24 protein-coding genes are annotated in these 25,328 nt (G+C 62.9%); 17 read left to right on the forward strand and 7 right to left on the reverse strand.

Annotation, left to right across the window (positions count from 1 at the left end):
- Positions 1-161 precede the first annotated feature (161 nt).
- The gene (locus AC0L2H_RS07380) at positions 162-1,964 is read right to left on the reverse strand and encodes an NAD(P)-binding domain-containing protein (RefSeq protein ID WP_473589610.1); all 1,803 of its coding nucleotides are present in this window, start codon (positions 1,962-1,964) and stop codon (positions 162-164) included.
- Between the two features lie 452 nt (positions 1,965-2,416).
- Here AC0L2H_RS07380 and AC0L2H_RS07385 point away from each other — a divergent pair, with 452 nt between their 5' ends.
- From AC0L2H_RS07385 to AC0L2H_RS07425, 9 genes are all read left to right on the forward strand, one after another.
- Positions 2,417-4,198, forward strand: a complete 1,782-nt coding sequence (locus AC0L2H_RS07385) for an acetolactate synthase 3 large subunit (protein ID WP_473589611.1) — start codon at positions 2,417-2,419, stop codon at positions 4,196-4,198.
- 83 nt (positions 4,199-4,281) lie between these two features.
- Complete coding sequence (gene ilvN / locus AC0L2H_RS07390) at positions 4,282-4,854, forward strand: acetolactate synthase small subunit (RefSeq protein WP_473589612.1); 573 nt, start codon at positions 4,282-4,284, stop codon at positions 4,852-4,854.
- A gap of 18 nt (positions 4,855-4,872) precedes the next feature.
- Positions 4,873-5,469: a LysE family translocator gene (locus tag AC0L2H_RS07395; RefSeq protein WP_473589613.1), complete on the forward strand. Its 597-nt coding sequence runs from the start codon at positions 4,873-4,875 to the stop codon at positions 5,467-5,469.
- A gap of 221 nt (positions 5,470-5,690) precedes the next feature.
- Positions 5,691-7,010, forward strand: a complete 1,320-nt coding sequence (locus tag AC0L2H_RS07400) for an efflux RND transporter periplasmic adaptor subunit (protein WP_473589614.1) — start codon at positions 5,691-5,693, stop codon at positions 7,008-7,010.
- A complete protein-coding gene (locus tag AC0L2H_RS07405) occupies positions 7,007-10,168 on the forward strand; it encodes an efflux RND transporter permease subunit (protein ID WP_473589615.1) in 3,162 nt (1,053 codons plus the stop codon). The genes AC0L2H_RS07400 and AC0L2H_RS07405 overlap by 4 nt, the downstream gene beginning before the upstream one ends.
- A 55-nt stretch (positions 10,169-10,223) precedes the next feature.
- Complete coding sequence (nthA, locus tag AC0L2H_RS07410) at positions 10,224-10,829, forward strand: nitrile hydratase subunit alpha (protein ID WP_473589616.1); 606 nt, start codon at positions 10,224-10,226, stop codon at positions 10,827-10,829.
- Complete coding sequence (gene nthB / locus AC0L2H_RS07415; protein ID WP_473589617.1) at positions 10,826-11,485, forward strand: nitrile hydratase subunit beta; 660 nt, start codon at positions 10,826-10,828, stop codon at positions 11,483-11,485. Before nthA ends, nthB begins: the two co-directional genes overlap by 4 nt.
- A complete protein-coding gene (locus tag AC0L2H_RS07420) occupies positions 11,454-11,864 on the forward strand; it encodes a nitrile hydratase accessory protein (protein ID WP_473589618.1) in 411 nt (136 codons plus the stop codon). Before nthB ends, AC0L2H_RS07420 begins: the two co-directional genes overlap by 32 nt.
- Positions 11,865-11,988: 124 nt before the next feature.
- The gene (locus AC0L2H_RS07425) at positions 11,989-13,116 is read left to right on the forward strand and encodes an ATP-dependent DNA helicase (RefSeq protein ID WP_473589619.1); all 1,128 of its coding nucleotides are present in this window, start codon (positions 11,989-11,991) and stop codon (positions 13,114-13,116) included.
- Between the two features lie 18 nt (positions 13,117-13,134).
- Here the strand turns inward: AC0L2H_RS07425 and AC0L2H_RS07430 are convergent, their stop codons facing one another.
- Positions 13,135-13,557, reverse strand: coding sequence for a SpoIIAA family protein (locus AC0L2H_RS07430; RefSeq protein ID WP_473589620.1), 423 nt, complete (start codon positions 13,555-13,557; stop codon positions 13,135-13,137).
- Between the two features lie 111 nt (positions 13,558-13,668).
- Between AC0L2H_RS07430 and AC0L2H_RS07435 the strand changes: the two genes are divergently transcribed.
- Both AC0L2H_RS07435 and AC0L2H_RS07440 read left to right on the forward strand, forming a co-directional pair.
- Positions 13,669-14,409 (forward strand): pyridoxine 5'-phosphate synthase, encoded by a 741-nt coding sequence (locus AC0L2H_RS07435; protein ID WP_473589621.1) that lies wholly within the window; start codon positions 13,669-13,671, stop codon positions 14,407-14,409.
- A 103-nt stretch (positions 14,410-14,512) separates the two neighbouring features.
- On the forward strand, positions 14,513-16,432 hold the full coding sequence (locus AC0L2H_RS07440; RefSeq protein WP_473589622.1) for a potassium transporter Kup: 1,920 nt from the start codon (positions 14,513-14,515) through the stop codon (positions 16,430-16,432).
- Between the two features lie 281 nt (positions 16,433-16,713).
- On the opposite strand, the gene AC0L2H_RS07445 is transcribed toward AC0L2H_RS07440, so the two are convergent.
- Entirely contained in the window at positions 16,714-17,607 is an 894-nt protein-coding gene (locus AC0L2H_RS07445) for an SDR family oxidoreductase (protein WP_473589623.1), read from the reverse strand.
- Positions 17,608-17,742: 135 nt separating this feature from the next.
- On the opposite strand from AC0L2H_RS07445, the gene AC0L2H_RS07450 reads away from it, so the two are divergent.
- Together AC0L2H_RS07450 and AC0L2H_RS07455 are read left to right on the forward strand one after the other, a co-directional pair.
- Positions 17,743-18,153 (forward strand): winged helix-turn-helix transcriptional regulator, encoded by a 411-nt coding sequence (locus tag AC0L2H_RS07450; RefSeq protein WP_473589624.1) that lies wholly within the window; start codon positions 17,743-17,745, stop codon positions 18,151-18,153.
- A gap of 72 nt (positions 18,154-18,225) precedes the next feature.
- Positions 18,226-19,446, forward strand: coding sequence for an FAD-dependent oxidoreductase (locus AC0L2H_RS07455; protein ID WP_473589625.1), 1,221 nt, complete (start codon positions 18,226-18,228; stop codon positions 19,444-19,446).
- A gap of 64 nt (positions 19,447-19,510) precedes the next feature.
- Here AC0L2H_RS07455 and AC0L2H_RS07460 read toward each other — a convergent pair whose 3' ends face one another.
- Entirely contained in the window at positions 19,511-19,939 is a 429-nt protein-coding gene (locus AC0L2H_RS07460; RefSeq protein WP_473589626.1) for an anthrone oxygenase family protein, read from the reverse strand.
- Positions 19,940-20,113: 174 nt separating this feature from the next.
- Here AC0L2H_RS07460 and AC0L2H_RS07465 point away from each other — a divergent pair, with 174 nt between their 5' ends.
- A complete protein-coding gene (locus tag AC0L2H_RS07465; RefSeq protein WP_473589917.1) occupies positions 20,114-20,764 on the forward strand; it encodes a TetR/AcrR family transcriptional regulator in 651 nt (216 codons plus the stop codon).
- Between the two features lie 23 nt (positions 20,765-20,787).
- The gene (ilvC, locus tag AC0L2H_RS07470) at positions 20,788-21,807 is read left to right on the forward strand and encodes a ketol-acid reductoisomerase (RefSeq protein ID WP_097575570.1); all 1,020 of its coding nucleotides are present in this window, start codon (positions 20,788-20,790) and stop codon (positions 21,805-21,807) included.
- A gap of 60 nt (positions 21,808-21,867) precedes the next feature.
- On the opposite strand, the gene AC0L2H_RS07475 is transcribed toward ilvC, so the two are convergent.
- Together AC0L2H_RS07475 and AC0L2H_RS07480 are read right to left on the reverse strand one after the other, a co-directional pair.
- Positions 21,868-22,152, reverse strand: a complete 285-nt coding sequence (locus AC0L2H_RS07475; protein ID WP_473589627.1) for a PilZ domain-containing protein — start codon at positions 22,150-22,152, stop codon at positions 21,868-21,870.
- A 210-nt stretch (positions 22,153-22,362) separates the two neighbouring features.
- Positions 22,363-22,941: a BA14K family protein gene (locus tag AC0L2H_RS07480; protein WP_473589628.1), complete on the reverse strand. Its 579-nt coding sequence runs from the start codon at positions 22,939-22,941 to the stop codon at positions 22,363-22,365.
- A gap of 199 nt (positions 22,942-23,140) precedes the next feature.
- Between AC0L2H_RS07480 and AC0L2H_RS07485 the strand changes: the two genes are divergently transcribed.
- Positions 23,141-24,253 (forward strand): endonuclease/exonuclease/phosphatase family protein, encoded by a 1,113-nt coding sequence (locus tag AC0L2H_RS07485; protein WP_473589629.1) that lies wholly within the window; start codon positions 23,141-23,143, stop codon positions 24,251-24,253.
- Between the two features lie 2 nt (positions 24,254-24,255).
- Positions 24,256-24,972, forward strand: coding sequence for a hypothetical protein (locus tag AC0L2H_RS07490; RefSeq protein ID WP_473589630.1), 717 nt, complete (start codon positions 24,256-24,258; stop codon positions 24,970-24,972).
- Here the strand turns inward: AC0L2H_RS07490 and AC0L2H_RS07495 are convergent.
- The gene (locus tag AC0L2H_RS07495; RefSeq protein ID WP_473589631.1) at positions 24,969-25,211 is read right to left on the reverse strand and encodes a hypothetical protein; all 243 of its coding nucleotides are present in this window, start codon (positions 25,209-25,211) and stop codon (positions 24,969-24,971) included. The two genes, AC0L2H_RS07490 and AC0L2H_RS07495, sit on opposite strands and share 4 nt — an antisense overlap.
- Between the last annotated feature and the right edge of the window lie 117 nt (positions 25,212-25,328).

Genomic DNA, 25,328 nt, shown 5'->3' on the forward strand with positions numbered 1-25,328 from the left:
TTTTTTTTTATACACATCTCCCCCCCAACCCCCTTTTCTTGTGCGTCTGGTGGGCTCGTTTTTTTTTATAACACACAGACCCCCACCCGACGCACCTGCCGCCTGACGCAAATGGGTGGCGCGGAATTCGCCGCGCCTCCCTCCATGCCTTATCCAGTGTGCTAGCCTTTGTGATGCACCTGCTGCAGCCCGTAGACCGGCGTTTCGATGCCTTCGTGGCGCGCCTTCAATTGCAGCGCCAGGAATTGCGAATAGTGGCGTGACTGGTGCAGATTGCCACCGTGGAACCAGAGCGCTTCCTGCTGCGTCGGCTTCCACATGTTGCGCAATTCGCCTTCCCAGGGGCCGGGATCCTTGGTGGTGTTCGAACCCAGGCCCCAGCATTTTCCGACCTTGTCGGCAACCTCCCTGGAGATGAGGTCAGCCGCCCAGCCATTCATCGAGCCATAGCCGGTGGCGTAGACGATCAGGTCCGCCGGCAGCTCCGAGCCGTCGCTGAGCAGGACCGAATGCTCCTTGATCTCCTTTACCTCGACGCCGCTTTTCAGCTTGATCGAACCGTCGATGATCAAGTCGGAAGCGCCGACATCGATATAGTAGCCCGAGCCGCGCCTGAGATATTTCATGAACAGGCCGGAATCGTCGTCGCCCCAGTCGAGCATGAAGCCGGCTTTTTCCAGCCCCTTGTAGAACTCGGCATCGCGCTTCTTCATCTCGGCATAGGCCGGGATCTGGAATTCGTGCAGGATCTTGTAGGGCAGGGAAGCAAAGATGAGGTCGGCCTTGGCTGTCGTCATGCCGCCTTGCACGGCTTTTTCCGAGTAGAGCGAACCCAGTCCGATTTCCATCAGCGTGTCGGATCTGGAGATATGCGTAGTCGAGCGCTGCACCATGGTGACGTCGGCGCCGGCTTCCCAAAGGGCCGCGGCGATGTCATGGGCTGAGTTGTTCGAGCCGATGACCACGGCGCGTCTGCCGGCATAGGCATCCGGGCCGGGGTGCTTCGAGGAATGGTGCTGATCACCCTTGAAGCTGTCCATGCCCTTGAAATCAGGCATGTTGGCCTTGCCGGACTGTCCCGTCGCCAGCACCAGCTGCTTCGGCCTCAGCGTGATATCCTTGCCGTCGCGGTGGACGACGACCGTCCATTCCTTTTTCTTGTCGTCATAGGTGGCGCTCCTGGCCTCGGTCGAGGACCAGTAATTCAGCTCCATCACCTTGGTGTACATTTCCAGCCAGTCGCCGATCTTGTCCTTGGGCGAGAAGACCGGCCAGTTCCTGGGAAAGTCGATATAGGGCAGATGGTCGTACCAGACCGGGTCGTGCAGGCAGAGCGACTTGTAGCGCTTGCGCCATGAATCGCCGGCACGCTCGTTCTTCTCGACGATGATGGTCGGCACGCCGAGTTGCCTCAACCGGGCGCCGAGCGCGATGCCGCCCTGGCCACCGCCGATGATCAGCGTGTGGGGCTGCGTCTTAAAGCCGAGCTCGGCCGCCTCCTTCTCGCGCTCTTCCTTCCAGGTTGGCCGGTTCTTGCCATGGCCATGCCTGGCGCCCATCGGCCGGGTGAAGCCGGCCGGCTCCTCGTGGCCTTTCAATTCGACCATGGTGGTCAAAAGCGTCCAGATCCTGCCGTCCTTCAGCCTGATGTGGCCGAAGCCGCGCGCCACCTCGGTCTCGAAGCTGATCCAGCCCTCCAAGAGCCCATCGTTTTCGCTGGCGTCCTCGCCCCTGGCGATCGACCAGCTCGATGGCTTTGTCTTCGCCAGCTGGCTGATCAGCATGTCGCGCACCTGGTCGCGGCCTTCCATGGTCTTGATGTTCCAGGTGAAGGTGACGAGATCGCGCCAATAGCAATCTTCCTGAAAGCATCCGACCGCGCTGTCGACATCGCCGGCGCTAAGTGCGGCGCCGAACCGGTCGAGCAGGTCTGACAGTTTCTTGTTTGGGGCCTTGTCGAGCATCAATTTCCTCCCGTGACGTCCTGGTCGTTTGCTGTGGCTTCGCCGGGCCCTCCTAGCTCGGTCGGCCGGAGTATCGCGGCAAAATGTGCGCCGCGTCACGTCGTCAAATAGTTTGGTGTGGTTTCAGCAACTTATCGAGACTTCGGCGCCACCAGGATACTGCCGGAACGGTGTCTTGCGGCGAAACAGGCGACTCGAAGCGATGTTTGATCCGAACCGGTCGATGTCACTCATATTCGCCGTTGACAGCGGCGCAAAACCAATTCTATTGTCCGCCACCATGAAAACGGCACTCATTCTCGTAGGAAAGCGCGTGGGCAAGGCGGTGTAACCGCCGGGCGAAAACCTCCCATGCGCAAGACACAGGCTCCCTCGGGGGCCTTTTTTATTGCCCAAAACACGACTAAACGACCAGCAATCGCCAGACGGCGAACCAATACGGGACCAGACCGATGAGCAGTGGACAGAACGAGCGGCGCGAAATGACGGGCGCCGAAATGGTGGTGCAGGCGCTGAAGGACAATGGCGTCAAGCATGTTTTCGGCTATCCGGGCGGCGCGGTTCTCCCGATCTACGATGAAATTTTCCAGCAAGACGAGGTCGAGCACATCCTGGTGCGCCATGAGCAGGGCGCCGGCCATGCGGCGGAAGGCTATGCGCGCTCGACAGGCAAGGCCGGGGTCTTGCTGGTGACGTCCGGGCCGGGCGCCACCAATGCGGTGACGCCCCTGCAGGATGCGCTGATGGATTCGATCCCGCTGGTCTGCCTCACCGGGCAGGTGCCGACCTCGCTGATCGGCTCGGACGCTTTCCAGGAATGCGACACGATCGGCATCACGCGGCCCTGCACCAAGCACAATTGGCTGGTCAAGGACGTCAACGAGCTCGCCGCAGTCATCCATGAGGCCTTCCATGTCGCGACGACCGGGCGTCCCGGTCCGGTCGTGGTCGACATTCCGAAGGACGTGCAGTTCGCCAAGGGCATCTATGTGCCGCCGCAGACGGCGCCGCGCACCAGCTACCAGCCGAAAGTCCAGGGCGACCTCGACAAGATCAAGGCGGCGGTCGAGCTGATGGCCGGCGCCAAAAAGCCGATCATCTATTCCGGCGGCGGCGTCATCAATTCCGGCCCGGAGGCCAGCCATTTGCTGCGCGAACTGGTCGATCTGACCGGCTTTCCCATCACCTCGACGCTGATGGGCCTTGGCGCCTATCCGGCATCGGGCAAGAACTGGATGGGTATGCTGGGCATGCACGGCACCTATGAAGCCAACATGGCCATGCATGATTGCGACGTCATGATCTGCATCGGCGCGCGCTTCGACGACCGCATCACCGGGCGGCTCACCGCGTTCTCGCCGAATTCGAAGAAGATCCACATCGACATCGATCCGTCTTCGATCAACAAGAACGTCCGCACCGACGTGCCGATCATTGGCGATGTCGGCCGGGTGCTGGAGGATCTGGTGCGGCTGTGGCGAGCAAGCGCCAAGGCAGACAAGAAGGCGCTCCATCCGTGGTGGGAGCAGATCGCAAAATGGCGCGCGCGCGATTCACTCGCCTACAAGATGAACCACGACGTGATCATGCCGCAATATGCGATCCAGCGGCTCTACGCGCTGACCAAGGACATGGACACCTACATCACCACCGAGGTCGGCCAGCACCAGATGTGGGCGGCGCAGCATTATCATTTCGAGAAGCCAAACCGCTGGATGACCTCTGGCGGGCTGGGCACGATGGGCTATGGCCTGCCGGCGGCGCTCGGCGTGCAGATCGCGCACCCGGATGCGCTGGTCATCGACATTGCCGGCGATGCCTCGGTGCAGATGACGATGCAGGAGATGAGTGCGGCCGTGCAACACGAGGCGCCGATCAAGATCTTCATCCTCAACAACCAGTATATGGGCATGGTGCGGCAGTGGCAGCAGCTGCTGCACGGCAACCGGCTGTCGCATTCCTACACCGAGGCGATGCCGGATTTCGTCAAGCTGGCCGAAGCCTATGGCGGCCATGGCATACGCTGCGAGAAGCCGGACGAGCTGGACGACGCGATCAAGGAGATGATTGCGGTGAAGAAGCCGGTGATCTTCGACTGCCGGGTGGCAACGCTCGCAAACTGCTTCCCGATGATCCCGTCGGGCAAGGCGCATAACGAGATGCTCTTGCCCGACGAGGCGACGGACGAGGCGGTGGCCAACGCCATCGACGCCAAGGGCAGGGAGCTGGTGTAACGCCCAAGCCGAGGCAGGGCTGTCGGAAGAAGCCGTGCGGAAACAGAGAATTAGCTCAAGAGTTTGAAATCGAGATTCATGTCATGAACGCACAGCTTCAACCCACCGGTTCGGCCTATTTCATCGCCAAGGAAACGGAAAAGCCTGAGAATCACACGCTTTCGGTGCTGGTCGACAACGAGCCTGGCGTGCTTGCCCGGGTCATCGGCCTGTTCTCCGGCCGCGGCTACAACATCGAGAGCCTCACCGTGTCCGAGACCGAGCACGAGAAGCACCTGTCGCGCATCACCATCGTGACGCGCGGCACGCCGCATGTGCTGGAGCAGATCAAGCATCAGCTCGAGCGCATCGTGCCGGTGCACCGCGTCGTCGACCTCACCGTGCGCTCGCAGGAGCTCGGCCAGGAACGGTCACTGGAGCGGGAACTGGCGCTGGTGAAAGTGGCCGGCACCGGCGAGGCCCGCGTCGAGGCGCTGCGGCTCGCCGACGCCTTCCGCGCCAGCGTCATCGACGCAAACACCGAGCATTTCATCTTCGAGATCACGGGCAAGGGCTCCAAGCTCGACCAGTTCATCGCCATCATGAAGCCGCTCGGCCTGGTCGAAATCTGCCGCACCGGCGTGGCGGCGATGAATCGCGGCCCGCAGGGGATGTGACGGCCCGGCGCTCAGTCCATGACCCTCGACGCCTTCCTTGCCCTGCTGGTCTATGCCTTCGTGACCTCGGTCACGCCGGGGCCGAACAATTTCATGCTGCTGGCATCGGGCGTGAATTTCGGCTTCGTCAGGACCGTCCCGCACATGCTGGGCATCGGCGTCGGCTTCCTCGTGCTGCTGTTGGCCGTCGGCTTCGGGCTTGGTGCGGTGCTGACGGCGTTTCCGGTGCTGCACACCGGGCTGAAGATCGCCGGCGGCGTCTATCTGCTCTATCTCGCCTGGAAGATCGCGATGTCGCGATCGATGACCAGCAAGGGCGAGGCGACGGCAATGCCGATGCGCTTCATCGACGCGGCGGCGTTTCAGTGGGTCAATCCCAAGGCATGGGTGATGGCGATCACCGCCATGGCCGTCTACAGCGACGCGGACCATCCGTTTCTGTCGGTGGTGCTGATCTCGATGGCGTTCGCCATCGTCAATCTGCCGAGCGTTTCGGTGTGGGCGGGTTTCGGCACGGCGCTGCGTGGTTTCCTGTCGGATCCGGTGCGGCTGAAATGGTTCAACATCGCCATGGGCGTGCTCCTGGCGGCCACGCTGTGGCCGATGCTCAAATGATGTTTGCCGCCCAAAAGCGCATAAAACGCTTTGGGCGAGGTTCCCTGAATGTCACGCGCTTTAGTGCCGCCTAATTGTGCACTGCACATTAAATCTTCGTAATGCCGCGTTTTGGCCCTTTTCCGCCAAAGGCGTGTCCTATCTACTCCCCGAATTCGCGGCAGGACGCCGTGATTTGAGACCACCGGGTTCGGCGTGTCGGATGAGAGGGCATGTTGTCGATGCGCGGAAAAATCGTGCTTGCGGCGGTCGCGGCAGCCTGCCTGGCATGGGCAGGCCTCTACCTTTCGCCGACGGCGATGAGCAAAGTTCAGCAGCTCATAGCGCCGAAGCAGACCGCCGCCGCTGACCAGTCGAGCGCTGGCAAGTCGAGCGCTAGCAAGTCGGGCGCAGGCAAGTCAGGCGCGGGCAAGTCGGGCGCCGACAGGGCAGGCGGGGGCGCCAATGGCGCGCGTTCGGCCTCGATCGTCGCGGCCACCGCCTCGACGGCCGATTTCCCGATCCGCCGCTATGCCATCGGCTTCGTCTCGTCACCCGCCGTGGTCAGTATCAATGCCCGGATCTCCAGCCAGATCGTCTCCATCGCGGTCAAGGACGGGCAGATGGTAAAGGCCGGCGATCTTTTGTTCTCGCTCGACGATCGCGCGCTGAAGGCGCAACTGGCCAAGGACCAGGCGACGCTGGCCAAGGACCAGGCGATGCTCGTCAGCGCCACGGCGGATCTTCAGCGCGCCAAGGATCTTGTCGCCAAACAGGCAGGCACGCAGCAGACCTACGATCAGGCACTGGCGGCACAGAAGGCCGCTGTCGCAACCATCGACGCCGACAAGGCGACGATCGATTCCGATACCGTCCAATTGAGCTACGCGACCATTTCGGCGCCGATCACCGGCCGGCTGGGCGCGATCAATGTATCGCTCGGCGATCTCGTCACCACCAGCAACGGCAACAGTTCGTCGACGACGCCGCTGGTGACGATCACGCAGATGGACCCGCTGCAGGTGAACTTCAATCTGCCGGAAAGCAATCTCGCCCTGTTGCACAAGGCGTTGGCCTCGCCGCAACAAGGGGCGGTGACGCTGACCAAGGACGGCGATCCGATGCCGATCGGCAAGGGTACGCTCGATTTCGTCGATTCCAGCGTCGACACCGCCTCCGGCACGATCGCGACGCGGGCGAGCGTGCCCAATGCCGATATGTCGCTGTGGCCGGGTCAATATGTGAATGTCGTGCTCGACGCCGGCACCATGCCGCAGATGATTTCGGTTCCGACGGTCGCTGTCCAACCGAGCCAGAAGGGACCGTTCGTCTATGTCGTCAAGCCGGACAACACCGTCGAGATGCGGCCGGTGCAGGTGGCGCTGACCGAGGGCGAAAACAGCGCCATCAGCGACGGCTTGAGGAGCGGCGAGAAGGTGGTCGTCGAGGGCCAGACCAGGCTGAAGGATGGCGCCGCGGTGCACGAGGGCAAGGTGGCGGGTGGTGATCAGGCCGCTCCAAAGGTCGCCGAAGCCGGCAAGGCCAGCGGGGCGGGCCAATGATCTCCGAATTCTGCATCCGCAGGCCTGTCGCAACACTGCTGATGTCGTTCGCCCTCGTTCTGGGCGGATTGTTTGCCTACAAGTTCCTGCCGGTCGCCGCACTCCCCAGCGCCGAATTCCCGGTGGTCAATGTCTCGGCGTCGCTGCCCGGCGCCTCGCCGGAAACCATGGCGACCTCGGTGGCGACGCCGCTGATCAAGCAGTTCGCCACCATCGCCGGCATCGATTCGATCTCGACCTCCAACTCGCTTGGCCAGACCTCGATCGCCATCCAGTTCGTGCTCAATCGCGACATCGACGCGGCCGCCGCGGACGTGCAGGCGGCAATCGCGCGAACGCAGAAATCGCTGCCGCCCGAAATGACAGCGCCGCCGAGCTATCGCAAGGTCAATCCGGCCGACGCACCAATCCTGCTGATGTCGCTGGTCAGCGATACGGTCCCGCTGACCGATCTCGACGCTTTCGCCGAGAACGTGATCTCGCCGTCCCTGTCGACCATCGACGGCGTGGCCCAAGTTTCCATCTTCGGCCAGCAGAAATATGCCGTGCGCGTGCAGATCGACCCGACCGCGCTCGCCGCGCGCGGCATCTCGATCGACCAGTTGCAGGCGGCGATCGCGTCGGCCAACAGCAACACGCCGCTCGGCGTGCTGCAGAACGACAGGCAGCAATTGACGATCACCGCCAACACGCAACTGACCAACGCGGCGGGCTTTTCCAACATCATCATCGCCACCAAGAACGGCCATCCGGTGCGTTTGGGCGAGGTGACCCGCGTCATCGACTCGGTCGAGACCACGACGACGGCGAGTTGGTATGACGGCACGCGCGCCATCATCATGGCCGTGCAGCGCCAGCCCGACGCCAATACGGTCGACGTCGTCGACAAGGTCAAGGCGATGCTGCCGTCCTTCCAGGACCAGTTGCCGGCCGCCGCCAGCATCAAGCTGCTCAACGACCGTTCGACCTCGATCCGCCAGGCCGTCGACGACGTGCAGTTCACGCTGCTCCTCACCATCGCCCTGGTGGTGATGGTGATCTTCGTGTTCCTGCGCCGGGTGACGGCGACCATCATCCCGGCCGTTGCCGTGCCGATCTCGCTGATCGCAACTCTCGGCGCGATGTTCCTGTTCGGATTTTCCATCGACAACATATCGCTGATGGGGCTGACGCTGGCTGTCGGCCTCGTCGTCGACGACGCCATCGTCATGCTGGAGAACATCTTCCGTCACATGGAAGAGGATGGGCTCTCGGCATTCGACGCCGCGCTGAAGGGCGCGCGCGAAATCGGTTTCACCATCATCTCGATCTCGATCTCGCTGGTGGCGGTCTTCATCCCCGTGCTTTTAATGGGCGGCGTCATCGGCCGCATCTTCAACGAGTTCGCCGTCGTGGTGACAGTCGCCATCCTGGCGTCGATGTTCGTCTCGCTGACGCTCACGCCGATGCTGTGCTCACGGCTTCTGTCGGTGACGAAGGCCGATCGCGAAGCGCATGGTGGCGGCCACAGGCACGACCTCTTCACACGCGGCTACGACCAGGTTTTGACCTTCTGCCTGCGCCACACTTTCCTGGTGTTCCTGGTCTTCGCCGGAACGGCGGCTGCATCGGTCTGGCTGATCCAGATTTCCCCGAAGGGCTTCTTCCCACAGGAAGATATCGGCCAGATATCGGTCACGACCGTCGCCCGTCAGGACATCTCGTTCGATGCCATAGCGAAACTCCAGGGCCAGGTAGCGAATGTCTTTTCCCATTCACCCTATGTCGACCATGTGGCGTGGTCCGTGGGCGGCGGGAACAATGCGCTCAACCAGGGACGACTCTTCGTCCAGTTGAAGCCGAAGGACCAACGCCCCGACATCGAGAAGGTGCTTTCGGACCTGAGGCGCCAGCTGGCCAATGTTGCAGGGATCGAGACCTATATGCAGCCTGTGCAGAACCTCAGGCTCGGCTCACGGTCCTCCGCCAGCGCTTATCAGTTGGTCGTCCAGGGGCTCGACAATGGAGCCACGGACATCTGGGCGCAAAAGCTGAACGACGCGATGGCCGCCGACCACAAGTTCTTCACCGATGTCACCAGCGATCTGCAGAACAACGCGCTCCAGGCGACACTGGTCGTCGACCGTGACAAGGCAGCGACGCTCGGCATCGATACCGACACGCTACGCTCCAGCCTCTATGGCGGCTTCGGCACTGAGCAGGTTTCGACGATTTTCGGCTCGGCGGACAGCTATGAGGTGGTCATGGAACTCGATCCTCGGATCGCATGGTCGCCTGAACGCATGCTTGCGATCCAGGTGAGGACGGCCAGCGGCAGCCTGGTGCCGCTCGGCGCCTTTGCCCGCGTCGATCGCACCGCCGGCGCCTTGACAGTCAACCAGCTCGGCCAGCTGCCGGCGGTGACCATCTCCTACAACCTGCCGCAGGGCGTGGCGCTTGGCGACAGTACCGCCCGCATCGCCGCGCTGAAGGAGCAGATCGGCATGCCGAAGGCGATCTCGACCAGCTTCGCCGGCACGGCCAAGACGTTCCAGGATTCGCTTGCCAATCAGGGCCTGCTGATCGGCGGTGCCATTCTCACCATCTATATCGTTCTCGGCATCCTCTATGAGAGCTTCATCCATCCGCTCACCATCCTGACCGGCCTGCCGTCGGCTGTGCTGGGCGCCGTGGCTGCACTGCGCTTGGCTGGCATGGACCTCTCGGTGATCGCGGTGATCGGCATCCTGATGCTGATCGGCATCGTCAAGAAGAACGGCATCATGATGGTCGATGTCGCGCTGGAGCTCAGGCGCGAGGGCATGTCCGCCAAGGAGTCCATCCACAAGGCGTGCCTGATGCGTTTCAGGCCGATCATGATGACGACGCTCGCGGCGCTGATGGGCACCTTCCCGATCGCGCTCGGCACCGGCGCCAGCGCCGAGCTGCGCCAGCCGCTCGGCGTCGCCGTCGTCGGCGGCCTGCTTGCCTCGCAGGCGCTGACCCTGTTCGTCACGCCGGTCATCTATGTCTATTTCGAGAATTTCTCCGGCTGGCTGCTCGGCTTTTTCTCGAAGAAGAAGCGACCGGCGCTGCATGCGGTGGAAAGCGACGGGCAGCCTTCGCTGTTCGATCCCGTGGAGGACATGGTCGAGCCGCAAAAGGCAGCGGCGGAATAGGCTGGCCCAAGGCGCTGCGCTTGCGGCGGGCCGCGGGGAATCGTAGTTTGGGGCCATGTCCCATGATCATGACCACGACAACGAGCTCGACCCTTTCGCGGCGCGGGTGCGCGCGCTGGAAACGATCCTCACCGAGAAGGGCCTGATCGATCCGGCCGCCATCGACGTCATTGTCGACACCTACGAGACGAGAATCGGCCCGCGCAACGGCGCCAGGGTGGTGGCGAAGGCCTGGGCCGATGCCGACTTCGCCGCCTGGCTGAAACGCGATGCGACGGCGGCGATCGAATCGCTGAGCTATACCGGCCGCCAGGGCGAGCACATGCAGGCGGTGTTCAACTCAGAGGAGACGCACAACCTCGTCGTCTGCACGCTGTGCTCCTGCTACCCGTGGTCGGTGCTCGGCCTGCCGCCGGTCTGGTACAAGGCGCCACCCTATCGCTCGCGCGCGGTGATCGATCCGCGCGGGGTGCTCGAGGAATTCGGGCTGACGCTGCCCGGGACGACAAAAATCCGCGTGTGGGATTCCACCGCCGAGCTGCGTTACCTCGTGGTGCCGATGCGGCCTGATGGCACCGAGGACTGGAGCGAGGAGCGGCTGGCCGATCTGGTGAGCCGCGATGCGATGATCGGCACGGCTCTGGCGAAGGAACCGGCATGAACGGACCGCACGATCTCGGTGGGCAGATGGGGTTCGGGCCGATAGCGCCCGAGAAGGATGAACCGTATTTCCACGCCGCCTGGGAAAGGCGGGCGCTTGGCGTGACGCTCACCGCCGGCGCCATGGGGGCGTGGAGTCTCGACGAAAGCCGGCATGCCAGGGAATCGCTGCACCCGGAGGACTATTATGCTTCCAGCTACTACCAGATCTGGATCAAGGCGCTGGAGGTGCTGCTCAAGCGCCATGGTTTCGTCAGCGAGCATGATCTGGCCGCGGGCAGAGCGGTCGATGCCACCGCGGCCCCCAAAAGAGTGCTGAAGGCGGCGGACGTGCCGGCGGTGCTGGCCAAGGGCGGGCCTTGCGACCGGCCGGTTTCGACGCCGGCGCGCTTCAGCGCGGGCGACCGCGTGCGGACGAAGAATTTTCATCCGACCGGCCATACGCGGCTGCCGCGCTATGCACGCGGCAAGCGGGGAACGATCGAGGCCGTGCGCGACGGCTTCGTCTTTCCCGACAGCAATGCGCATGGCCAGGGTGAGAACCCGCAATGGGTCTACACGGTGGTGTTCGAGGGCGCCGAGATCTGGGGCGAGGGGGCCGACCCGACGCTGACGGTCTCGATCGATGCCTGGGAGAGCTATCTTGAGCCAGCCTGAGCCCGCAGTGCCGACAGGTTTCGACGAACCGGTGTTCGCTGAGCCGTGGCAAGCGGAAGCCTTCGCCATGACGGTGGCATTGCACGACAAGGGCTTGTTTTCCTGGAGCGAATGGGCTGAGGCGTTGTCCGCCGAGGTGAAGAAGCCCGGCGCGGCAAGCGACGGCCACGACTATTACGAACACTGGCTGGCGGCGCTGGAAAGGCTGCTTGCAGCCAAGGGCGTTGCCGGCAAGGGCGATGTCGATGCGCTGGCCGCCGCCTGGGAGCGCGCGGCGCACGCGACACCGCATGGCAAGCCGATCCTGCTGGAGAACGATCCCAGACCGACCGAAGGTCATGTCGGGCCGACCGAAGGTCGTGGCGGCCCGACCGGATAGGTCGTGACGCATCATCTTTGTTCCCTTTACGTTCCGGTCTACGCCTGCTACCGTTATCCACCGTTAGCATCGAGGTGATGGCAGCTATCTTGTCTTTGTCCTGCGAATCCGGTCTCTCGCTCTGATGGACTTCTCCCCCCAACAGGACGAGGCGCTGAAGGCGGTTGCCGGCTGGCTCAAAGAGGGGCGGCCGCAGGTCTTCCGGCTGTTCGGCTTTGCCGGCACCGGCAAGACGACGCTGGCGCGCTATTTTGCCGAGCATGTCGACGGCCAGGTGCAGTTCGCCGCCTTCACCGGCAAGGCGGCGCAGGTGCTGCGCTCCAAGGGCGCGGTCAATGCCCGCACCATCCACTCGCTGATCTACCGGCCGAAGGGCGAGGAATCGGTGGCCGATGAGGTGACCGGGAAAACCTCGATGTCGCCAACCTTCTCGCTCAACCGGCAAAGCCCGATATCGCGCGCCAAGCTCGTCGTCATCGACGAATGCTCGATGGTCGATGAGCAGCTTGGCCGTGACCTGATGAGCTTCGGCACGCCGATCCTCGTTCTTGGCGATCCCGGCCAGTTGCCGCCGATCTCGGGCGGCGGCTTCTTCACCGACCATGAGCCGGACATCCTGCTCACCGAGATCCATCGGCAGGCGCGCGACAACCCGATCCTGCGGCTGGCGCTAGATGTGCGCGAGGGCCGCGAATTCATGCGCGGCGACTATGGCACGGCGCAGGTGATCGGCAAGGAGGACGTCACCCAGGAACTGGTGCTGAAGGCGGACCAGGTGCTGGTCGGCACCAACAGGACGCGGCGACGCTATAATCAGCGGCTGCGCGAGCTGAAAGGGTTCAATGCCGATTATCCGCAGGCCGGCGACAAGCTCGTCTGCCTGCGCAACGATCCCGCCAAGGGGCTGCTCAACGGCTCGCTGTGGAAGGTGATGACCTCGTCGCGCGAGACGGTGAAGCCCGGCATCAATCTGCTGGTCTCGCCGGAAGAGGACGATCCGGACCGCGGCGTCGCCAAGATCAAGCTGCTCAAGGCCGCGTTCGAGGACCCGGACGCCGATATCCCCTGGCAGCAGAAAAAGCGCTTCGACGATTTCGACTATGGCTATGCCCTGACCGTGCACAAGGCGCAAGGCTCGCAATGGAACGAGATCGTGCTGTTCGACGAAAGCTGGGCGTTCAAGGAAACCCGCCAGCGCTGGCTCTACACGGCGATTACACGCGCTGCCGAACGGTTGACTATCGTCAGATAGACCGATCCCGCGTCACCATCACGATCCTGCCGGCATCACCGGTGGACTGATCGGGCTGGCGCCCAGCCATTCCCAAGCGGCCGCTTCGTCCTTGGCCGCGAAATGCCGGAATTCGATTGGTACGGAATCAGGCAGAATGCCTTGTGTGCCCGGTATCCAGTTTGGCTCGCCGATTGCCGCACAGCGGCCGATATGCGCCACGGCGTCAGCCGTGCCTTGTTCGATCGTCTCGTCCGACACATCGGCCCAGTCGACGCCGTCATGGTCGACCAGACGCACCAGAACGTCGATCCTGTCGTGCAGCGCATAAGCCGCCTCCAGCAGCCCGAACAAATTCTCCGCGTCCGCGGCCGTGACATGGCCAACGACATCGATGGCGAAAAGATCGGCGCGGGTGGTGTCGATGCGGCGGACTGCCGGCACCTCGTCGAGAAAATTCACGGGACCTCCTTCGGTGGACGCAATCGTTCACCTTGGAACACCCGAAACCCCCTGTCTGTTCCCGTCAAAGACGCTATAGATGCGCGCCAAGATCAGACCGGACCCGAAAAAATGCCCGCGAAGCTCTCCGTCAACCTCAACGCCATCGCCATGCTGCGCAACCGGCGCGACCTGCCATGGCCAAGCGTGATCGGGCTCGGGCGTCTTGCCCTTGCGGCGGGCGCGCACGGGCTGACGGTGCATCCGCGACCCGATGAGCGGCACACCAGGCATTCCGACCTGCCGGAGATCAGGGCGCTGATCGACGACGAATTCCCCAAGGCGGAATTCAACATCGAGGGCTATCCGAGCGAGGATTTCCTGGCGCTGGTGGAAAAGCACCAGCCGGAGCAGGTGACGCTGGTGCCCGACGACCCTGCCCAGGCCACTTCGGACCATGGCTGGAACTTCGCTGAAGAAGCGGCGTTCCTGACACCGATCGTCAAGCGCCTGAAAAAAGGCGGCTTGCGCGTGTCGCTGTTTTCCGATGCGGATCCGGACGGCATGAGGGCCGCGCGCGACACCGGGGCCGACCGGATCGAGCTCTATACCGGCCCCTATGGCAGTTACCATTCCGATTCGGCAAAAGCGGCGAAAGAGCTGGAAAGACTGGGAAAAACCGCGGATGCCGCGCTTGCCGCCGGGTTGCAGGTCAATGCCGGGCACGATCTGGTGGTGGCCAATCTGCCGGCATTGGTCAAGCGCATCCCCGCCTTGGCCGAAGTATCGATCGGGCACGGGTTGACAGCCGACGCATTGGAGTATGGCATGGCCGGCACGGTGGGGCGGTTTCTGAAAGCTTGCGGGTGGTAGAGATGGCAGCTTTGCATTACCCGCATGGAAGCGATTACGCGGCGGCACTTGATATTGCATCGCAGCAAGCGTAGAGCACCGCGCGTTTATCGGAGTGTCGTCCATGGCCCTTGCCAACACTGGTAGTGAGGCAGAACCCGTCGAACAATCGAGCCATCCTGAGGTTGAACAGCACAGCACCAAGGTTCTGATGCTGGGCGCGCTCGGCGTGGTCTACGGCGATATCGGCACCAGCCCGATCTATGCGTTCCGCGAGGCGTTGCGAGCGTCGGCGGGCGGCAATGTCGCCGAGCGCGGCGACATTCTCGGCGTGCTGTCGCTGATCATCTGGTCGCTGACCATTATCGTCACCATCAAATACATCATGTTCGTGCTCAGGGCCGACAATCGCGGCGAGGGCGGAGTGCTGTCGCTGATGGCGCTGGCGCGCGGCAGTTTTCCGACCCGCTCGGCGGTGATTCTGGGCATAGGCATCGTCGGCGCTTCCCTGTTTTTTGGCGACGCCGTCATCACGCCGGCAATCTCCGTGCTCTCGGCGGTCGAGGGCATGAACGTCGTTACGCCGACGTTCCAGCCTTACGTGGTGCCGCTGACGCTGGTCATTCTGGCGATCCTGTTTTCGGTGCAGCGGTTCGGCACCGGCGGCGTTGGCCTGATTTTTGGCCCGATTACCGCCGCCTGGTTCCTGGCCATCGGCCTGTCGGGCATCAATCACATCATCGACGACCCGGAAATCCTGCTGGCGATCAGCCCGCATTACATCGTCGCCTTCCTGATCAATTCGCCAGATGTCGCCTTCGTGACGATCGGCGCCATCTTTCTTGCCGTCACCGGCGCCGAGGCGCTCTATGCCGATCTCGGCCATTTCGGCCGCAAGCCGATCGTGCTGGCGTGGCTGGCGATCGTATTTCCTTGCCTGCTGCTCAACTATGTCGGCCAGGGCGCCTTCGTGCTGGCCAATGGCGGTGTCGTCGGCCACCCGTTCTTCGAGATGAACGAGGGCTGGACGCTGATACCGATGGTGGTGCTGGCGACGGCGGCGACCGTGATTGCCAGCCAGGCGGTGATCTCGGGCGCTTTCTCGCTGACGAGACAGGCGGTGCAGCTCAACATGCTGCCGCGGCTCGAAATCCTGCATACATCGGAAAGACAGTCCGGCCAGATCTACATGCCGCGCGTCAATCTGCTGCTGGCGCTGGTGGTGATGCTGCTGGTCGTCGGCTTCGGCGAATCCAGCAGGCTGGCCTCGGCCTATGGTATTTCGGTGACCGGCAACATGCTGGTGACGACGGTGCTGCTCTACGTCATCATGACCCGCATCTGGAAATGGCAGTTCTGGCTGGCCGCGAGCCTGACGGCTTTGTTCGCCTTCATCGATATCGGCTTCTTTGCCTCCAACATCGTCAAGGTGTTCGAAGGCGGCTGGGCTTCGCTGGCGGTGGCCTTCACGGTCGTGCTGGCCATGTGGACCTGGGTGCGGGGCAGCCGCTATCTGTTCGACAAGACCCGTCGCAACGAGATTCCGCTCGATTTCCTCGCCGGCAACCTGTTGAAGAAGAAGCCGCAGCTCGTGTCCGGCACGGCCGTGTTCCTGACCAGCGATCCGCTCAGCGCGCCGACCGCGCTGATGCACAGCCTGAAGCACTACAAGGTGCTGCACGAGCAGAACGTCATCCTTTCGGTGGTGACGGCGCCGCAGCCCATCGTGCCCGACAGCGAGCGGGTCAAGATGGAGACGCTCAACGATCTGTTCATGCGGGTGACGCTGAACTTCGGCTATATGGAGCAGCCCAACATTCCGCGTGCGCTGGCGATCTGCCGCAAGCAGGGCTGGAAGTTCGACATCATGACGACGTCGTTCTTCCTGTCGCGGCGCTCGCTCAAGGCATCGCCCAATTCGGGCATGCCGGTGTGGCAAGACAAGCTGTTCATCGGTCTGGCGCGCACGGCGGCGGATGCGACCGAGTATTTCCAGATCCCGACCGGACGTGTGGTCGAGATCGGAACGCAGGTGGCTATTTAGGTAAGCCATGCGGTGACAACGGTCGAAGAAATACAGCTGCGGAATAAACCCGTTCTGTAGCGATCCTTCCCACCCCCCTCTGGCCTGCCGGCGATCTCCCCCGCAAGGGGGGAGATCGGATGTCGCGTCGGGCATCGCCAAGCTTCTGCGTTGACGGAAGAGCGACGCGCTGAAGCGGCTAATCTCCCCCCTTGCGGGGGAGATGTCCGGCAGGACAGAGGGGGGTACTGTCCCGCCGGCCTTGGAAAGTTCTGCACCGCAACTGTGCATTCATCTTTGTTCTAGCCGGCCAGCGCCGCCTTGTTCGCCTCGAGGAATTGCTTCAACGATTTGGGCTTGCGGCCCGACAGCGTCTCGACCGCATCGGTCACCATGCCGATGCGGCCGGAGCGCGTGTTGGCGTCGAAGGAAACGATGATGCGGGCGAAGTCCTCGGGAACGCCTGCCGCCTTCACCCCTTCGGTCAACGCCTCGTCCGGCAGTTGAATGACTTCAAGCGGCTTGCCGGTGACCTCGGTCACCAGGGCGGCGATCTCGGCAACGGTATAGGCCTGCGGACCGGTCAGCGTGTAGGTCTTGCTTTCGCGCGAACCGGAAGCGAGGCCGGCGGCGATCGCCGCTGCCATGTCGTCGCGGGCGCCATGGGCGATGCGGCCGTCGGCCGCGGATGTGTACCAGTGCCCCGAGGCGATGGCATGCGGCAGCGACATGAACAGGTTCTCCTGGTACCAGCCATTGCGGAAGATCGTATAGAGGATGCCACTCTCCTTGATCGCCTGTTCGGTGCCGTAATGGTCGCCGGCAAACAGCACCGGCGATACCGGCTCCGGGTTGGGCATCGAGGTGTAGAGCAAATGCGAGACGCCGGCTTCCTTGGCCGCCGCGACCGCCGTCTCATGCTGTTTCAGGCGTTTGCCGCTTTTGAGGTCAAGATCACCGGTCGAGATGATCAGCACCCTGTCGGCGCCCTTGAAGGCACTGGTCAGCGACGCCTTGTCGTTGAAGTCGGCGGCCCTGACGGTCACGCCGCGCGCCGCCAGGTCGGCGAGGCTGGCGGGATCGCGCGTGGTAGCGATGACTTGCGTGGGCGCAACCTTGAGCGTGTCCAGCAGATGATGAATGACGCCGCGGCCAAGCTGGCCGGAAGCGCCGGTGACGAGAAGGGTTTCGGTCATTGGAGGTCCTGTCGTTGCGCCGAAGCGGTGGGTGTTCATATAGTCTCAAAAAGAGAGCAGCACTAAAATAGGAATTGACCGACCCTCGTAAAGAAGGCAGTTTTGCGGGAGGTAGGCACACGCAAGGAACCAGCGATGGACAGCAAGATCCTCAATCTGCGATCGAAGATGGAGGTCTACAAAGCCATGACCGATGGGGGCAATTTTGCCGATTGCCCTGTTCGCGATGTGATCCAGGGCATCAGCGGCAAATGGAGTTCGCTGCTAATGATGGCACTGGCGGAGAGGCCGTATCGCTTTGGCGAACTGCGGCGTCTCGTGCCCGACATTTCACAGCGGATGCTCACCCAGACGCTGCACGATTTGCAGCGTGACGGCTATGTCCATCGCGAGGTGTTCCCAACCAAGCCGCCGAGCGTCGAGTACAGCCTCACCGATCTCGGACGTTCGATGTTCGGGCCCTTGCAGCAATTGGTCCAGTGGGCCGAACTCAACCACGGCGCGGTGCGCGACGCGCGCGCCGCTTTTGATGCCACCCAAGACTGACCTTTGGCGCCTGTAGCTTGATTTGCCGATACCGCTGAAGGATTGTCCGGCCTGGGCGGGATTCGGCGGGCCATGGGCAATTCTCTCGATATCGCGATTGCCGGCGCCGGGCCGGCGGGGCTCGCCACCGCGCTCTATCTGAAGCGCGCCGGGCATCGGGTCACCGTCTTCGAGCGCTTCGACGAACCAAAGCCGGTCGGCTCCGGGCTGATCCTGCAGCCGACCGGGCTGACGGTGCTCGCCGATCTCGGCCTGCTCGACGACATCATGGCGCTGGGCAGCCGCATCCAGCGCCTGCATGGGGCCGATGCCAGAACCGGCCGCACCGTGCTCGATGTGCGCTATGATGCGCAGCGCGGTGGCCGTTTCGGACTGGCGGTGCATCGCGCGGCCTTGTTCGGCGTGCTTTTCCGCGCCATGGACCGCGAAGCGATCGCCATCGAGACCGGCGTCGAGGTCGAGATGCTCGAGACCGGCGAACGGGCGGTGTTGATCTGCGGCAATGGACGAAGGGCAGGGCCGTTCGATCTCGTTGTCGATGCCAGCGGCTCGCGCTCCAAGCTGCGACGATGCCTGAAAGACCCGGGTGAGCCGCGCCCACTCGCCTATGGCGCGTTCTGGGCCTCGCTCGGCTGGCCCGGCGCCGGTTTCGACGAGAACGCCCTGCTGCAGCGCTACGACGGAGCGAGCGTGATGATCGGCGTGCTGCCGATCGGCCGGCCTGAACCGGGCGCCGAGACGATGGCGGCATTCTTCTGGAGCCTGAAACCGGCTGATGTCGAGGACGTGCGGGTCATGGGCCTTGAAGCGTGGAAGGCGAGGGTGGTCGGCCTGTGGCCGGAATGCGAGGCGTTCACACGCCAGATCGACAGTTTCGACCAGCTCTCGCTGGCTCGCTACGGCCATCACACGCTCAAGCTGCCGGTTGGCCGGCGACTGGCTGTGATCGGCGATGCCGCGCATTCGACCAGCCCGCAGCTCGGGCAAGGCGCGAACATGGCGCTTCTCGACGCCGCGGCGCTCAACTACGCGCTTGTGCGGGCGGGCGGCGTCGACACCGCGCTGGCGGCCTATGTCCGGGCTCGGCGGTGGCACGTCCGGGCCTTCCAGGCGCTGTCGTTGATGCTGACGCCGTTCTACCAGTCGGATTCGAGCGTGATGCCGTTCGTCCGCGACAGGCTGGTGGCGACGGTGGCGAAAATTCCGCCGGCGCCACGGGTTCTTGCCTCGATGGTGGCTGGAACCGTGGTCGATCCGTTCAGGCGGATCGGGATCAAGGAAGCGTCGTGGTGAGATTGCTCCGGCCAATGACGGGAATGCTATCGATGGTGGGATCGGCAGGCAAATCACCGTTGCATCAGGCACTGCCAGCAAGGAATGCCAATGCCGCCATTACGCCAAGCGTCGCTCGAACCAGATGGAAATTGCCCCATTTGACGATCAGGTTCCGGGCTTGCGGGTTGGCGACGGCCGCATCCATCGCCTCCAGCAACCGGTTTGCCGGCATCATCACGATCAGCGTCCATGGCCAGGGAAGAATAATCAGCACCGCGCCAATCAGATGGGCGAGAATGCCGGTCTGCCACCAGGCGATGACGCCAAGAATACAGGCGATAACGGCAATCGACGCCTGCATGGCGGCGCCGCGTTTGTAGGAGGGTTGCCATTCCTGCAGCAGCGCCCGGTCATCGAGCCGAAGGCGCGCGGGTTGTTCGGCGACACTGACATAGATGGCAGCGCCCGCGAAGGCGGCGGCTACGGTCAAGGCGAGCAATCCTGCGAGCATTCTGATCTCCGCGATAACCCGCCATCTTCCCGATAACCCGCCATCTTCTCCCTAAACGTTTGGGCATAGCGGACTAGGACAGAAATAGGACTTGCACCGATTGGGGCAATACGCCATAGAGGTGCCGAACCGTAACGTACGGTACGCAAGATTTCGCAAGGCGAGAAGAAATTGTTGCAGGCAAGCGCCGACATCGACACCAGCGAAGCGCTGACGGAGCGGCAGCAGGCCGTGCTTGACGCGGCCCTTCGCCTGCTGGTGGAGGAGGGCGACAACCTGACCATGACCGCAGTGGCGCGCCGCGCAAGCTGTTCCAAGGAAACGCTCTACAAATGGTTCGGCGACCGCGATGGGCTGTTGACCGCGACGGTGCAGTGGCAAGCCTCCAAGGTGCGGGTGGCGCCGGTCGATGGCAAGGGGCTCGACCTCGCCTCGCTGACGGCCAGCCTGGAGCGTTTTGCCTCCGACTGGCTCAAGGTGATTTCGAGCGACACGTCGATCGCGCTGAACCGGGTGGCGGTCGGCCATGCCGGTTCGGGAAAGGACGATCTCGGCGCCATCGTGCTGGAGAACGGCCGCTTCGCGCTGGCAAGGCGCCTGAAGCCGGTGCTGGAAGCAGGCCGGCAAGCCGGGCTTCTCGACTTTTCGGACGCCGAAACGGCGTTCCGCACCTTTTTCGGGCTGGTCGCCCGCGATGTGCAGATGCGCCTTCTGCTCGGCGACCGGCTGGAATTGACTGCTGCGGTGATCGGCGGCGATGCCGTCCGGGCGACGCAGCAGTTTCTCGCTCTTTACGGAGCAAAAACCGGGCCGCAAGGCTTCTGAGTTCAAAACGGGAAGGAAAAAAGATGCGTGTCTATTACGATCGCGACGCCGATCTCAATCTGATCAAGGGCAAGAAGGTTGCCATCATCGGCTATGGCAGCCAGGGCAGGGCGCATGCGCTCAACCTGAAGGATTCCGGCGCCAAGGACATCGCCATCGGCCTCAAGGCCGGCTCGGCGACCGCCAAGAAGGTCGAGGCCGACGGGCTCAAGGTGATGAGCGTGGCGGACGCCGCCAAATGGGCCGACCTTATGATGATGGCGACGCCGGACGAATTACAGGCCGACATCTACAAAAACGAGATCGCGCCGAACATCCGCGATGGCGCGGCGATCGCCTTCGCCCACGGCCTCAACGTGCATTTTGGCCTGATCGAGCCGAAGGCCTCGGTCGACGTCGTCATGATCGCGCCGAAAGGTCCCGGCCATACGGTGCGCGGCGAATACCAGAAGGGCGGCGGCGTGCCTTGCCTTGTCGCGGTCAACCAGGACGCATCGGGCAATGCGCTCGATCTGGCTCTGTCCTATGCCTGCGGCGTCGGCGGCGGCCGTTCGGGCATCATCGAGACCAATTTCCGCGAGGAATGCGAGACCGACCTGTTCGGCGAGCAGGTGGTGCTGTGCGGCGGCCTGGTCGAGCTGATCCGCGCCGGCTTCGAGACGCTGGTGGAAGCCGGCTACGCGCCCGAGATGGCCTATTTCGAGTGCCTGCACGAGGTCAAGCTGATCGTCGACCTGATCTATGAGGGCGGCATCGCCAACATGAACTACTCGATCTCGAACACCGCCGAATGGGGCGAATATGTTTCGGGCCCACGCATCATCACCGCCGACACCAAGGCCGAGATGAAGCGCGTGCTGAAGGATATCCAGACCGGCAAGTTCACCTCGGAATGGATGCAGGAATACCGCGCCGGCCTGTCGCGCTTCAAGGGCATCCGCCGCATGAACGACAGCCACCAGATCGAGGAAGTCGGCGCCAAGCTGCGCGCGATGATGCCGTGGATCTCGAAGAATAAGCTGGTCGACAAGGCCAAGAATTAATTCACAATTTCATCATTGTGCATGAACAAGCCGGCGGTTCGCTCCGCCGGCTTGATCATTTCAGCCATAGTGCCAGTGTGGCTTCGGTTCGGTGCCGGTGAACATCACGCCGAGGCGGTCCTGGCGGCGCCAGCGGACCACTGCCTTGTAGGCGATGCCGTCGTGCGGCACATAGAGCAGAAACTCGTCGGGTACGCGTGCGTCGGGCGAGACTTTCAGTTCCGCGCCGCCGGCATGCATGTTGCGCACCGTGCAGCTGACCTCGGAATTGGTCACGCCGGTCAGGATCGTCGCGCCCTTCAGCACGCGCTGCCTGTGTTTGTCCCTGTGTTCGTCTTCGGCCATCGCGCAATTCCGACAGTCATTCCTTGGGCGATCCGCGCATCTCAGGCGCAGCGATCGGCACGATAATTGGGCCGGCCTGATAAAGATCGCGTTATCTTTGGCGGCAGCGTCGCTATTTCTCGGCCTGACGGCGTGTGGAAGATGAAAAATCAAAATGAAAAACGGCGCCGCAAGGTGCGGCGCCGTTCGGGAATTCACCGGTCGCCTGGCTCAGCTATAAGGCGACCAGCACTGCCGACGGGGGCCGCCATAGGGCTGAAACGTATTGTCCCAGGCGCGATACGAGCGGTAACGATTGTAGCACCACCGGACGTGAGCACTGGATCCTGCACGATAATAGCGGCGCGGTGCCGGCGCGTCGTAGTAGTTGTAGTTGTTGTACATGCTGCCGAGGCCGAGCCCCAGGCCCAGCCCCAGAATCGCGGCGCCCGCGCCATTATCGTAATAGCCGCCGCGGTAATGGCGGCGATGATGGCGCCAACGCCAATCATCCCCGCGATTCCAGTGTCTGCGGTTCCAGTTTCGACGGTTCCAGTCACCGCGGTTCCAATTATCCGACCTCGAGAAACGGCGCCCGTCATGGCGACGCCATTGCCACTCGTTGAAGCGTGGGTTGTTGCCGCCCGCCCAGCCATCGCGGACAGGCGTGATTGTCGGCGCAGCGGTGCTGGCGGGAACAGAGAGATCCGGCTGCATGATCGGGCCGGCGGCGGACGGCGCGGTGATGCCGGAGATGAGGCCCAGGGCCAACAGCCAGGATTTCACCGTGGAAGAAAAGAGCGAGTTCATTGCACTCTCCAAGAGATTTCAGGCCCCACGCCCAGAATACCCGGGGGCAGAACCTCATTGATGGAACTTTCCGTCTGAACGGAGGATGAACGGAAAAGGTTCCGTCAACCATGACGGGAATGCCATCAGGACCAATCGATCTCCGCTGGTGGTCCTGCGACCTTGTTTTCTCCCGCGCTTGCGGGCAAAGCTCGTCGCCATGACGCTGCGCCTCGCCACATTCAATGTCGAAAACCTGATGAACAGGTTCGATTTTTCCGGATACCGCAATCAGCTCAACGAAGACCGCACGCTGGCGCTTTTCGATATACAGAGCGAGGCCGAATACAGGATGCTGGAACAGGCCCGCGCCATCGCGCAATCGGACGATACGCGGCAATTGACGGCGCTGGCGATCGCCGCCACCCGGGCCGACATCATCTGCATGCAGGAGGTCGACAACATCGAGGCGCTGAAGGCCTTCGAATATGGCTATCTGTTCAAGATGGTGGGGCAGGGCTACCGGCAGAAATACACCACCGCCGGCAATGATTCGCGCGGTATCGACGTTGCCCTGATGATGCGCGACGAGACGGCGCAAGGCCAGCCGATCGAGTTCGTGCGCATGACCAGCCATGCCTATGTCACGTTCGAGCAATTCGGCCTCTTCACGCCGGAACTGGCCGCACTGGGAAACCAGGCCAATGATCGCATCTTCCGGCGCGACTGCCTGGAAGTCGACCTGAAGGTGGGCGGCGTGCCGCTGACGCTTTATCTCGTGCATTTCAAGTCGATGGGCTCGCCTCGAAACGGCCTCGACGGCCGCGAGGCGACCATGCCGTTGCGCATCGCCGAGGCACAAGCGGTGCGCCGCATCATCGAGGAGCGTTTCGGCGGGGATCATGCTGCCGACAAGCGCTGGGCGATCTGCGGCGACATGAACGATTACCGGCAGCGTGTGAAGATCACCGGCGATGCCTTCGACGGCCATCGCTTCGAGGTGATCAACGAGAACCAGTCCTGCCTCAACACGCTCACCGCCGGCGGCTTTTGTGAAAACGCGGTCGAGCGGCGCCCCGAAATGGATCGCTGGACCTTCTACCACACACGTGGACCGCAAGAGCGGCATCTCTGTCAGCTCGACTACATCCTGCTGTCGAAGGGGCTGGCGACCAGGAACGCGACAGCCGTTCCCGACATAATCCGCAACGGCCAGCCCTGGCGCACGATATTCCCGGCCGGCCAGGAGGTGGAGCGTTTTCCGCGCGCCGGCTGGGACCGACCGAAAGCCTCAGACCATTGTCCGGTCGCGATCGCCTTGGACATGGCCTGACTGTGAGCTTCGATCTGCCGCGCAACACTATCCTGCCGGTCGACTTTGTCGAGGTCAGGCTCGATCCCGGCCCGCATCCGTTCGAGCGCGACAATCGCCAAGCGATCGCCGAGAATTGGAGCAGGGAAATCGCGGCCAATCCGGCACTGTTCGATGGCACCGTGGTGCTGCTTTCAGCACTCAGCTATCGTGACAGTCGCCTGGTGGGCCGCTGCCACGCAGTGCGCTACTCGACCTTCATGCTTTGGCGCAGCAATCGGCAGGCGGCCGGGGCCGAGCACGCCTATGCCCATGCCATGCTGGTCGCCGGCGACAACGCGTTGGTTGCGATCCGCATGGCGCAGCACACCGTCAATGCCGGCCGCGTCTATTTCGCCGCCGGTTCGTTCGAGCCGATCGATTTCCGCGACGGACTTGTCGACGTCGACTTCAACATGGTCCGCGAGGTGGGCGAGGAGACCGGGATCGATCTGTCTGGTGCCGTGCGCGGCCAGCGCTACCACGCACTATCCACGCCGAGCGGCACGGTGATCTTTCGCCGTTATAGGATGGTCGAGCCGGCCGACGAGATCGCGCGGCGCATCAGTGCCTTCGTCGCCGCCGAAGCCGAACCTGAGATCGAGGGGCCGGTGATCATCCGCCACGCCGCCGATCTGCCGGAAGGGCTGATGGGGCACATGAAGCCGCTGATCGAGTGGCATTTTGCCGGGAAGGACTAACGACGCGTTTTGCCTGCCATGGCCTTGCGATCGCTGCGGGCGGCTATCAGGAACAATATGACGCCAAGACCCAGCAAGGCGCCCATCGCCATTCCCATCGTCTGCCCGATGACCTGCTGGAAATCGGCGGTGACGCGATCGGGATTTTCCATGCCATAGCTGGCCAGATACCACCACAGGCCTGCCAAGGCGGCCTCAACGACCAGCACCGCCAGAATCAGGCGTTCTTTCTTACTCATACTTCCCCACCCCTCGAGGGTCATATTAGCCCCAGCGACTATACTAGCACCGCAGGTTGAGTGGGGACAGGGAAGAGGCGTAAGAAGCCCCATAAAAAGTATAAACAGCCGAAACGT

This window comes from Mesorhizobium sp. WSM4871, from assembly GCF_055811295.1.

Coding starts and splice junctions, on each gene's coding strand:
- AC0L2H_RS07385 (WP_473589611.1), top strand. CDS start 2,417: ATGAGCAGTGGACAGAACGAGCGGCGCGAAATGACGGGCGCCGAAATG.
- AC0L2H_RS07440 (WP_473589622.1), top strand. CDS start 14,513: ATGGCCCTTGCCAACACTGGTAGTGAGGCAGAACCCGTCGAACAATCG.
- AC0L2H_RS07445 (WP_473589623.1), bottom strand. CDS start 17,607: ATGACCGAAACCCTTCTCGTCACCGGCGCTTCCGGCCAGCTTGGCCGC.
- nthA (WP_473589616.1), top strand. CDS start 10,224: ATGTCCCATGATCATGACCACGACAACGAGCTCGACCCTTTCGCGGCG.
- AC0L2H_RS07435 (WP_473589621.1), top strand. CDS start 13,669: ATGCCCGCGAAGCTCTCCGTCAACCTCAACGCCATCGCCATGCTGCGC.
- AC0L2H_RS07400 (WP_473589614.1), top strand. CDS start 5,691: ATGCGCGGAAAAATCGTGCTTGCGGCGGTCGCGGCAGCCTGCCTGGCA.
- AC0L2H_RS07475 (WP_473589627.1), bottom strand. CDS start 22,152: ATGGCCGAAGACGAACACAGGGACAAACACAGGCAGCGCGTGCTGAAG.
- AC0L2H_RS07425 (WP_473589619.1), top strand. CDS start 11,989: ATGGACTTCTCCCCCCAACAGGACGAGGCGCTGAAGGCGGTTGCCGGC.
- AC0L2H_RS07480 (WP_473589628.1), bottom strand. CDS start 22,941: ATGAACTCGCTCTTTTCTTCCACGGTGAAATCCTGGCTGTTGGCCCTG.
- AC0L2H_RS07450 (WP_473589624.1), top strand. CDS start 17,743: ATGGACAGCAAGATCCTCAATCTGCGATCGAAGATGGAGGTCTACAAA.
- AC0L2H_RS07420 (WP_473589618.1), top strand. CDS start 11,454: ATGCCTGGGAGAGCTATCTTGAGCCAGCCTGAGCCCGCAGTGCCGACA.
- AC0L2H_RS07455 (WP_473589625.1), top strand. CDS start 18,226: ATGGGCAATTCTCTCGATATCGCGATTGCCGGCGCCGGGCCGGCGGGG.
- AC0L2H_RS07405 (WP_473589615.1), top strand. CDS start 7,007: ATGATCTCCGAATTCTGCATCCGCAGGCCTGTCGCAACACTGCTGATG.
- ilvN (WP_473589612.1), top strand. CDS start 4,282: ATGAACGCACAGCTTCAACCCACCGGTTCGGCCTATTTCATCGCCAAG.
- ilvC (WP_097575570.1), top strand. CDS start 20,788: ATGCGTGTCTATTACGATCGCGACGCCGATCTCAATCTGATCAAGGGC.
- AC0L2H_RS07395 (WP_473589613.1), top strand. CDS start 4,873: ATGACCCTCGACGCCTTCCTTGCCCTGCTGGTCTATGCCTTCGTGACC.
- AC0L2H_RS07460 (WP_473589626.1), bottom strand. CDS start 19,939: ATGCTCGCAGGATTGCTCGCCTTGACCGTAGCCGCCGCCTTCGCGGGC.
- AC0L2H_RS07380 (WP_473589610.1), bottom strand. CDS start 1,964: ATGCTCGACAAGGCCCCAAACAAGAAACTGTCAGACCTGCTCGACCGG.
- AC0L2H_RS07485 (WP_473589629.1), top strand. CDS start 23,141: ATGACGCTGCGCCTCGCCACATTCAATGTCGAAAACCTGATGAACAGG.
- AC0L2H_RS07495 (WP_473589631.1), bottom strand. CDS start 25,211: ATGAGTAAGAAAGAACGCCTGATTCTGGCGGTGCTGGTCGTTGAGGCC.
- nthB (WP_473589617.1), top strand. CDS start 10,826: ATGAACGGACCGCACGATCTCGGTGGGCAGATGGGGTTCGGGCCGATA.